Annotated in this window: 9 protein-coding genes; 3 read left to right on the forward strand and 6 right to left on the reverse strand. The window is 70.4% G+C overall.

The features are described 5' to 3' along the window. Positions 1-74: 74 nt before the first annotated feature. Positions 75-683 carry a TetR/AcrR family transcriptional regulator gene (locus ACIBTM_RS18570; RefSeq protein ID WP_395878032.1) on the reverse strand — a complete coding sequence of 203 codons (609 nt, stop codon included), beginning with the start codon at positions 681-683 and terminating at the stop codon, positions 75-77. Between the two features lie 79 nt (positions 684-762). On the opposite strand from ACIBTM_RS18570, the gene ACIBTM_RS18575 reads away from it, so the two are divergent. Then, positions 763-2166 (forward strand): FAD-dependent monooxygenase, encoded by a 1404-nt coding sequence (locus tag ACIBTM_RS18575; protein ID WP_395878034.1) that lies wholly within the window; start codon positions 763-765, stop codon positions 2164-2166. Here the strand turns inward: ACIBTM_RS18575 and ACIBTM_RS18580 are convergent. The 3 genes from ACIBTM_RS18580 to ACIBTM_RS18590 all read right to left on the reverse strand — a co-directional run bounded on the left by ACIBTM_RS18580 (position 2142) and on the right by ACIBTM_RS18590 (position 4760). Further along, entirely contained in the window at positions 2142-3113 is a 972-nt protein-coding gene (locus ACIBTM_RS18580) for a CHAD domain-containing protein (RefSeq protein ID WP_395878036.1), read from the reverse strand. The two genes, ACIBTM_RS18575 and ACIBTM_RS18580, sit on opposite strands and share 25 nt — an antisense overlap. A gap of 242 nt (positions 3114-3355) precedes the next feature. Further along, the gene (gene dapD, locus ACIBTM_RS18585; protein WP_395878038.1) at positions 3356-4342 is read right to left on the reverse strand and encodes a 2,3,4,5-tetrahydropyridine-2,6-dicarboxylate N-succinyltransferase; all 987 of its coding nucleotides are present in this window, start codon (positions 4340-4342) and stop codon (positions 3356-3358) included. 28 nt (positions 4343-4370) lie between these two features. Then, the gene (locus ACIBTM_RS18590) at positions 4371-4760 is read right to left on the reverse strand and encodes a hypothetical protein (protein ID WP_395878040.1); all 390 of its coding nucleotides are present in this window, start codon (positions 4758-4760) and stop codon (positions 4371-4373) included. A gap of 48 nt (positions 4761-4808) precedes the next feature. Between ACIBTM_RS18590 and dapE the strand changes: the two genes are divergently transcribed. Further along, entirely contained in the window at positions 4809-5885 is a 1077-nt protein-coding gene (gene dapE / locus ACIBTM_RS18595; protein WP_395878042.1) for a succinyl-diaminopimelate desuccinylase, read from the forward strand. A 165-nt stretch (positions 5886-6050) separates the two neighbouring features. Here the strand turns inward: dapE and ACIBTM_RS18600 are convergent, their stop codons facing one another. Together ACIBTM_RS18600 and ACIBTM_RS18605 are read right to left on the reverse strand one after the other, a co-directional pair. Then, complete coding sequence (locus tag ACIBTM_RS18600) at positions 6051-6938, reverse strand: aminoglycoside phosphotransferase family protein (RefSeq protein WP_395878044.1); 888 nt, start codon at positions 6936-6938, stop codon at positions 6051-6053. Further along, positions 6935-8188, reverse strand: coding sequence for a helix-turn-helix domain-containing protein (locus ACIBTM_RS18605; protein ID WP_395878046.1), 1254 nt, complete (start codon positions 8186-8188; stop codon positions 6935-6937). Before ACIBTM_RS18605 ends, ACIBTM_RS18600 begins: the two co-directional genes overlap by 4 nt. A 111-nt stretch (positions 8189-8299) precedes the next feature. On the opposite strand from ACIBTM_RS18605, the gene ACIBTM_RS18610 reads away from it, so the two are divergent. After that, complete coding sequence (locus ACIBTM_RS18610) at positions 8300-9070, forward strand: DUF3152 domain-containing protein (RefSeq protein WP_395878048.1); 771 nt, start codon at positions 8300-8302, stop codon at positions 9068-9070. The last annotated feature ends 117 nt before the right edge of the window (positions 9071-9187 follow it).

The following is a 9187-nucleotide window of genomic DNA, read 5'->3' on the forward strand; positions in this document are numbered from 1 at the left end:
TCGGCGCGTTTCGTGCGCCCCATCGCGTGCTAGGAACGGTCCTTTCCTTGCGAAATTTGCAAGGAAAGGACCGTTCATGGCACGTCGCGGCCCGTGAAACCCCGGTAGACGAATCGCGTCAGCGCCTCGACGGCTTCATCCTCGGAGATCGCCGACGGGTCGAGCAGCCACGTGTGCGCGAAGCCGTTGACCAGTTCGGCCATCATCGCGAGCGTGACCTGCTCCGAGGCCGGGAGTTCCATCCCCGCCGCGGTGATGTACCCGAGGTGGTCGAGGAGATCCGCCGCCTGAGTGGCGCCGAAGCGCGCATAGGTGCGTGCGAACTCGTCGCTGACCATCGCGGCCTGGCGCAGCGCGAGCATTGTCGCGGCGTTGTCGCGGTGGAAGTTCCAGTACTCGCAGACGTGCCAGCGCACGGCCTGCGGGTCGGTGAAGTCGGGCATGTGCTCCGGTGAGGCCGCGTTGACGTCGCTCTCGGCCGCGAGATCTTCGAGGAGCGCTTCGAGCAGTTCTTCCTTGCTCGAGAAGTGGTTGTAGAACGAACCGGCCGCGCGTCCGGCCTCCGCCGTGATGTCGGTGATCTTGGTGTTCAGGTACCCCTTCGCCGCGAAAACGCGCTTCGCCGCCTCTTTGAGCGCGGCCTCGGTCTCCGCCGCCTTCTCCTTGCGGCTCATCGCCGTCATCGGCACCTCCTTGACAAGGAAGGCTAGCAACGAGCATGCTGAATTCGGATTCACTGAATCGCAATTCACTGGAGGAGAGATGACCGAGGTGTTGATCGCGGGAGCCGGGCCGACCGGGCTCACGCTGGCCATCGACCTCGCACGCCGCGGCGTCGGCGTGCGGATTGTGGAGAAGGCCGAGACGTTTTTCGAGGGCTCGCGGGGCGACGGCCTGCAGCCGCGCACGCTGGAGGTCTTCGAGGACCTCGGAGTCCTGGACGCGGTGCTGGCCGCCGGGCAGCCGCCCGTGGCGATGAAGATCCATCTGGGCGGCGAGGTCGTCGGCGAGCGGATGATGGCCGAGCTCGCCGAGCCGGCCCCGGACGTGCCGTACCCGAACGGCCATTTCCTCGGCCAGTCGCGGACCGAGGGGATCCTGCGTGAGCGGCTCGCCGAATTCGGTGTCCAGGTCGAGCTCGGCACGCCGCTGCTCGGCTTCGAGCAGGACGCCGACGGGGTGACCGCCGAGCTGCCGGGCGAGCGGGTCCGGGTCGATTACCTCGTCGGCGCGGACGGCGGAAAAAGCTTCGTGCGCAAGGCGCTCGGGATCGCGTTCGAGGGCACCACCGACGAATCGGTCCGCATGCTGCTCGGCGATGTCCAGGCCGAGGGGCTCGATCGCGCGTACGGGCACTGGTTCGCGAAGCCCGAGGATCCGATGTCGGGGATCGTGCTCACGCCGCTGCCGGGGGTGCCGCACTTCCAGTTCGCCGCGCCACTGGGCGAAGAGGAGGTCGAGGCGTCGCTTGGCACGTTGCAGTCCCGGCTCGACGAACTGTCCGGCGGCGGGGTCCGGCTGCACGATCTCGCCTGGTCGACGGTGTGGCGGCCCAACATCCGGCTCGCCGAGCGGTTCCGTGAGGGTCGCGTGTTCCTCGCCGGCGACGCGGCGCATGTCCACCCGCCGACCGGTGGGCAGGGGCTCAACACCGGCGTCCAGGACGCGTACAACCTGGGCTGGAAACTCGCCGACGGCTCACTGGAGCTGCTCGACAGCTACGAGCCCGAACGTCGCGAGGTCGCCGCGCGGGTGCTGAAGATCAGCACCGACATCCTCGAGAAGTACAAGGAAGGCGCGGAAGACGCGCACGAGCGCGGCGAGAACACGCGTCAGCTCGACATCGGCTACCGCGGCGGCCCGCTCGCGCCCGCGGCGACCGGCCGGATCCGGCCCGGCGACCGCGCCCCGGACGCGCCGCTGAAGGACGCGAACGGCAAATCCGTCCGGCTGTTCGAGCTGCTGCGTGGCCCACAGGCGACGCTGCTGGTGTTCGGCGACGGTCCGGCGCCCGAGGGCGCGCGGCGGATCCTGCCCGCGGGCAGCGCACTGTCCGATGTGGACTTCGAGGACGTCGGCGGGCATGCCTTCGCCGCGTACGAAGCAGAGAACGGGCGGCAGGTGCTGATCCGTCCGGACGGCTATATCCGCGGGCTCACCGCCTGAGCGGCCGCGTCGACCTCGGCCCAGACGTCGCGCCACACGGCACGGACCTGGGCACGGCGCAGCAGTTCCTTCTCCGCGACCCGGCCCGCGATGAACGCGACTTCGGCGTCCACGGAGGCCACCACGCCTCGCATCCGATCGGCGGCGACGCAGGCGTCCTGGTGATCCCCCAGGACGGTCTGGAAGTTCTTCGTGGCCTTGATCAGCCGCTGGATTCGTTCCGCTTGCTTCTTCTTCGCGGCGGGCTTGGCCATCTCGGCGGCGTAGCGGAGTTTCTTGCCGTAGATGCGAAGCGCGTGAAGGTCGTCGTCCGGGGGATCGGCGGGAAGCGCCTTCACGGCCTTCGCGAGCTTTCGATGCGGCTTCGCGAGACCGGCGACGAGATCGGCGGAAGTCTGGGGGCTTTCCGCGGTGGCTTCCTCGGTGGCGGGCTGCCGGGCGAGACGGCCGATGTCCTGCAGCAACGAGGCGTACCGGGGGCTGGCGAGGGCGCGGGTGAGCCGCCTCTTCGCGACACCGCGTTCGGTGACGAACTTCGAGACCAGACGGCGCGCTGCGGGCTGGTCGCGCACCTCGAATTCGGCGACGACCTCGCGGAGGTGCCCGATCAGGACGTCGTAGTCGCGGACGTCGCCGAGGGACTGGCCGAGCCAGCCGAGTTCGGCGCGCACAGGCTCGGCGTCCGGGCCGACGAGGGGGCCCGAGAGTTTGAGGACGCTCCGCATACGACGCAGCGCGACCCGCATCTGGTGGAGATCTTCGGGGTCGGCACCGGATTTGGTGCCCGGTTCGTGCGCGAGGAGGGCACGGATCTCGACGTCGAGTTTGACCCGGACGTGGGTGGCCGCCGGGTCGCCCGGCCCCGCCTTCGCGGGACGGTCGCCGAGCCCGAGCGCGGCCGGAGTGGTCGAAGGGACGTTCTTGCGCGGCAGGGTCTCGGCTGTCACAAGATGAATTCTAGGTGAACCGGCAAGGCGGTCCAGGCCGTGAGAGAAGCAAGGGACCTTTGCTACCGCCCTCCGGGGGAGAGTGGTAGCAAAGGTCCCTTGCTGTCACTTCGGGCTTCGGGCGGCTCGGCCGAGGATGCCGCGAAAGCCACTTTCGGGACGTCAGATGTCGCGAAAGTGGCTTTCGCGACATCCCGGGCTACCCAGGTGGTAGCAAAGGTCCCTTGCTCTCTTTTCGCAGGTCAGTTGGCGTGCAGGGCCGCGTTCAGCTCGATCCCGACGCCGGTGCGCGCGACGACCTCGACGGCGCCGGTCCCGGAGTTCCGCCGGAACACCGCGCCCGAGATGCCGGACAGCTCCAGCGCCTTCACGACCTTGCCCTCGAAGGTCACCTTCGTGCCGGCCGTGACGTACAGGCCCGCCTCGACGACCGAGTCGTCGCCGAGCGAGATGCCGACGCCGCCGTTCGCGCCGATCAGGCAGCGCTCGCCGATCGAGATGGTCTCCTTGCCGCCGCCGGACAGCGTGCCCATGATCGACGCGCCACCGCCGACGTCGGAGCCGTCGCCGACCACGACGCCCGCCGAGATCCGGCCTTCGACCATCGAGGCGCCGAGCGTGCCGGCGTTGAAGTTGATGAAGCCTTCGTGCATGACCGTGGTGCCGTTGGCCAGGTGCGCGCCCAGGCGGGCACGGTCGGCGTCGGCGATGCGGACGCCGGTCGGCACGACGTAGTCCACCATCCGCGGGAACTTGTCCACGCCGTAGACGGTGACGTTGCCGCGCGCCCGCAGCCGCAGCCGGGTCGCCTCGAAGCCCTCGACGGGGCACGGCCCGTGGTTGGTCCACACGACGTTCGCCAGCAGGCCGAAGATGCCGTCGAGGCTCGCGCCGTGCGGCCGGACCATACGGTGCGACAGCAGGTGGAGGCGCAGGTAGACGTCGTGTGTGTCGCCAGGGGCGTCGGCGAGACGGGCGATGGTCGTGCGGACCGCGACGACCTCGACACCGCGGTCGGTGTCCGGGCCGAGCTGGGCGGCGGCGGCCTCACCGAGGGCCTCGGAAGCCTCCTCGGCGGTCAGCCGCACCGTGCCGGCCTTGCCTTCGGCGCCGTCGATCAGCTTGGGCAGCGGGAACCAGGTGTCCAGCACCGTGCCGTCGGTCGTGACGGTGGCCAGTCCGACGCCGGTGGCGCCGGTCGTTTCGGGATCAGGGGTCTGCTCGCTCACGTCCTGAACGGTAACCCAGTGACCCCACTCAGCCGCCGACGAGGCTCTTCACACTGGTCAGCGCCGTCGCCATGTCGCCGAGTGCCTGGCCGCACGGCCCGCCGGGAGTCGCCTGGTCCTGGCAGTTCGCGGTGCGGAAGGCGGCGATCGGGCGGTCGAGGACGTCGGCGTGCGACGACAGGTCCGGGCGGCGTTTGCGGATGCTGCCCGCGGCGCTGGAGAGTTCGGTGACGTACTTCTGGCAGCCCTTGGGCGATTCGGTCCCCGGCGCCAGATAGCACTGGTCGGTCGTCAGCGCCTTGAGCTTGATCGGCAGCACGTCCGGCCCGGTGCTCTGGGTGGGACGGACCTTCACCGGGACTTCGCCCGATCCACAGCCGCTGAGTACCAGGAGGAGGGCGACCAAGATCGTTCGCATGCGCACTCCTTCACGGTAGCCCTGAGCACCCGGCGGTACGGTGCGGGCATGCCTTCGCTCGATCTGCACGCCGACCCCGTCGACCTCACCGCCGCGCTGGTGGACATTTTCAGCGTCTCCGAAGAGGAGAAGGTCATCGCGGACACCGTGCAGGCCGCGCTGGAATCGCAGGCACCGCATCTCGAAGTGGTCCGCAACGGTGACGCGGTCCTCGCCCGCACGAACCTCGGCCGTCCGTCGCGGGTGCTGCTGGCCGGGCATCTCGACACCGTTCCGGTCAACGGGAACATGCCCGTGCGCCGCGAGGGGACCGGTGACGACGAGATCCTGCACGGACTGGGCACCGTCGACATGAAGAGCGGCGACGCCGTCTTCCTGCACCTCGCCGCCGCCCTTCGCGAGCCGAAGCACGACGTCACCTTCGTGTTCTACGACTGCGAAGAGATCGAGGCGACGAAGAACGGCCTCGGCCGCATCGAGCGCGAGCTGCCCGAATGGCTGAAGGCCGACCTTGCGATCCTCGGTGAGCCGTCGAACGGCGGAATCGAGGGCGGTTGCCAGGGCACGATGCGGATCGAGATCCGCGTCGAAGGCGTTCGCGCGCATACCGCGCGCGGCTGGATGGGCGTCAACGCGATCCACGGTCTCGCCGAACCGCTGCGCAGGCTCGCCGAGTACACGCCGCGTGTGGTCGACATCGACGGCCTGACCTACCGCGAAGGACTTCAGGCCACGAAGATCGGCGGCGGTGTCGCGGGCAACGTGGTGCCGGACGAGGCCGTGCTCACGATCAACCACCGCTTCGCGCCCGACCGCTCTCCGGAAGAAGCCGAGGCGCACCTTCGCGAGGTCTTCGAGGGCTACGACGTCAAGGTTGTCGACTTGTCGCCAGGAGCGTTGCCCGGTCTGAGCGCTCCCGCGGCGGCCGAGCTGGTTGCCGCGGCAGGCGGCAAGGCGGTCGCGAAGCTGGGCTGGACCGACGTCGCGCGCTTCGCGGCCCTCGGGATCCCTGCGGTGAACTTCGGGCCTGGTGACCCGACGCTCGCGCACACCCGGCAGGAGAACGTGCGGGCGGGCGAGATCCGGCAGGTCGCTTCGGTGCTGCGCGCGTTCCTCAGTGTCTGAAGGTGAACCCGCGTCCGCGATCGACGTCGGCAGGGCGCTCGCTGGCAAGGCACGTTACGACGGCTGATCGGGCGCCCTGCCACCGCGATAGCGGGGCCTTCGGCCGGGCGGGTTCACGCGTATGGTCACTTTTCCGGATACACCTCAAGCTCCGCCGACAGGCCGTCAGCTAGCCAGAGCAAGAAACTCGTCGAGAGCCTGCTCCTGGCCGCCGTACGTGAGATGCGAGATGGCGAACATGGGGGCGATCACGCGGCTCCAGGCGTACAGCCTGTCGCCGTCGAGCCCGCATGCGGCAGCCACCACCTGGCACCGGGCTTCGACTCCCTCACGTCCGGCGCCGCCCACCACGTAGTCGACGGCGTCGAAGCACGGATCACCCACGCACGCCTTCGGGTCGATCGCGATCAGGCCGCGCGGGCCGCCGTCCAGGACGTTGCCGAGATGCAGGTCGCCGTGGAGCAGCACGACGTCGGCCTGGGTGTCCAGCAACCTCTCGCAGCGCTCGATCGCCCGCCGCCAGGTGGCCGGGCCGATCCGCGCGGCGATGGCCGGTTCGGTGACGCGACGGCCGATCCGGTCGAACGACTCCTCGAACCGGCCGCGCAGGCTCCACGGCCAGCCTTCGGGCGGGGCCACCGAGTGCAGGGCGGCGAGCAGCTCCGCCCATCGCCCCGGCAGAGTCGACAGCGGCAGGTTCTCGGCTTCGGTACCCGGCTGGATCTCCTCCAGCACCATCGCGCCGGCGTCCGCGTCGGCGGCCAGGACGGCGGGCACCCGGCCCGACGGCGCGAACACCCGCAGCATCTCGAGCTGTTTGGTCAGCAGCGGCCCGTCCGGGCTGAGTTTGAGCACCGCCGGTGTCCCGTCGGACCACCGGCAGCGCAGGACGACGGACGAGGCTCCGCTGTCGAACAACTCGCCGAGCGTGAAGTCCCAACGGGAGGCCAGGCGCGAGGCGAGGGCGGGAACGCCGGCCAGCCATCCGTCGGCCTCGGCGCCGAAGCGGTCGGTCAAACGAGCACTGATGTCTTCCAAGTCCACTTCGGTCACAGAGAAACGTCCTCCTCGGCTCCGAGAAGGAGCAGTCCACGCCGCAGTAGGTCCGCGGCCTCGTCGAAGCGCCCTTGATCGCGAAGCAGCTCTCCCGCCTTGTCTATCGAAGCGGCCAAGACACCGCGAGCGTCGCGGAGGGCCGCTACGTCGATGGCGTGCGCGAAGGCCGCTTCGGCTGTTTCAAGGTCTCCGCGAGCCAGCGCCAGCGACCCCTGCTGGAACACGAGGGTCGCGGAGAGCGGCGAGTCCGCGGGGATGGCTTCAGCCGCTTCGGAGAGTAGACCGGCGGCGTCGTCGAGACGACCGAATTCACGGCAGACGTCGGCGAGTTCCAGTGTGACGGCGTGATCGGGTGCGGCCGCGCGTGACGCGCGAAGGTCCGCGAGTGCGCCTTCGAGGTCGTCGGCACGCCGGACCAGCGCTCGCGCGAACAGGCACCGGGCCAGCACCGGCCGCAGGGCGCGTTCGTGGAGCAGGTCGTGCAGCGCCGACACGGCGGCGACGGCGTCGGCCACCCGTCCTTCACCGAGATACGCCTCGGCCAGCCGTCGCTGGTTCTCGGCGAGTTCGGTCAGGACCTCCTCATCGCCGCGAGTCAGCCGCAGTGCCTCGCCCGCGTGATGCGCGGCCTGGACGGTCTCGCCGAGGCGGAGCCGCCCGTCGGCGAGGTACGCGTGCAGGGTCAGCAGGAGCACCGGATGCGGGTGCCGGTCGAGGCTCGCGTCGAGCGCCGTCCGGAGCAGGTGCATCGCGTGGTGCGGCTCGCCCCGGCCGACCAGGACGTTCGCCCGCAGCGCCGCGGCCAGTCCCCGGTACGGCGGGATGTCGGCGGCGAGCGCGGTTTCGGCGGCGGCCACCAGCCGCGGCAGGGCGTCGCCTCGGGCGAATCGCGCGAGCCACAGCCAGGCGAGCCCGGCCTGGCGATCGCGGCCGATCTTCTCGGCCCGCCGCGCCAGCCGTCGCATCTTCGGCGCCGAATCGTTCCCCGCCAGGAAATCCGCCGCGGCCGCCGCGATGTCCAGATCGAGCCGGACGTCGTCGCGCGGCGAAGTCACGCCCAGCAGCTCACCGGCGTCCACTCCGAGCCGGGTGGCGAAGTGACGCAACGCGTCGCCGGACGGCGTCCGCGCGCCCGTCTCGACGGACGAGACGTACGCGGCGGTGTAATGCGGTTCGGCGAGCTCGCGCTGGGTGAGGCCGCGTTCGGCGCGCAGCCGCCGCAGCCGTCCGCCGACCTCCTCGCCCATGACCGAGAACGATACGGGCGAGCGCGCCGAAAGGTTGCGCGCGCGGTCCCACAACTTCTCCCGGCCCCGGCTCGTATCCCCGGATGTGACCGAAGACCTCCGGGAGGACCGATGACCGCGCGCCGGGTACTGGCCCTCGTCGTCTGTGCCTTGGCGATGGCCGGTTGCGAAGACCATTCGGTCGCCCCTCCTAGTGCGACACCAGTGACGCCGGTGCCGGTCACCGTTCCCTCGACGACGCCGTCCTCCGCGCCGAAGCCCGTGCTGGCGCCGCCGCCCGCCGAAATCACCTTCCCGGAGGCGGGATCCGGCCAGTGGTCGTTTCCGACCGGCGAAGGTCGGATAGCCGGGTCTGCCGGGAGACTGCTGCGGTACCGGGTCGCCCTCGAAGCCGACATCGTGGGCGTCAGCCTGGACGCTCTCGTCAAGACGGTCGAGTCCACTTTGGCCGACCCGCGCGGCTGGACCGGCGGCGGACGGTGGCGCCTGCAGCGGGCCGGGCCGGACGGTCCCGTCGATTTCACGATCTATCTCGCGACGCCGAAGACGCGTGACGTGCTGTGCGGCAGGCCGGACGGCTACACCTCGTGCCGCAACGGGAACAGCGTCGTGCTCAACGTCGCGCGCTGGGCGTACGGTGTCCCCGGCTATGGTGCGCCGCTGACGGTCTATCGGCAGTACATGGTCACGCACGAGGTCGGGCACCGGCTCGGGCGCGGGCACGAGCGATGCCCGGTGCCGGGCGCCCTCGCGCCGGTGATGCAGCAGCAGACGCTCGGCCTGCACGGCTGCGCGCCGAATCCTTGGCCCTATCCCGACGGGAAGCAGTACTCGGGTCCGTCGGGGGAGTACGACGATCCGATCCCGCGCGGCGAATCGTGAGTGGTGGGGGGGGGGGGGGCCCCCCCCCCCCCCCACCCGGGGGGGGGGGGGGGGGGGGGGGTGTGTTGAACCCCGCGGGCCCGCGGGTGGAGGGGCGGGGGGGGGTGGGGAGGGTTT

It is taken from the genome of Amycolatopsis sp. NPDC049868, assembly GCF_044461365.1.
Lineage (GTDB): Bacteria > Actinomycetota > Actinomycetes > Mycobacteriales > Pseudonocardiaceae > Amycolatopsis.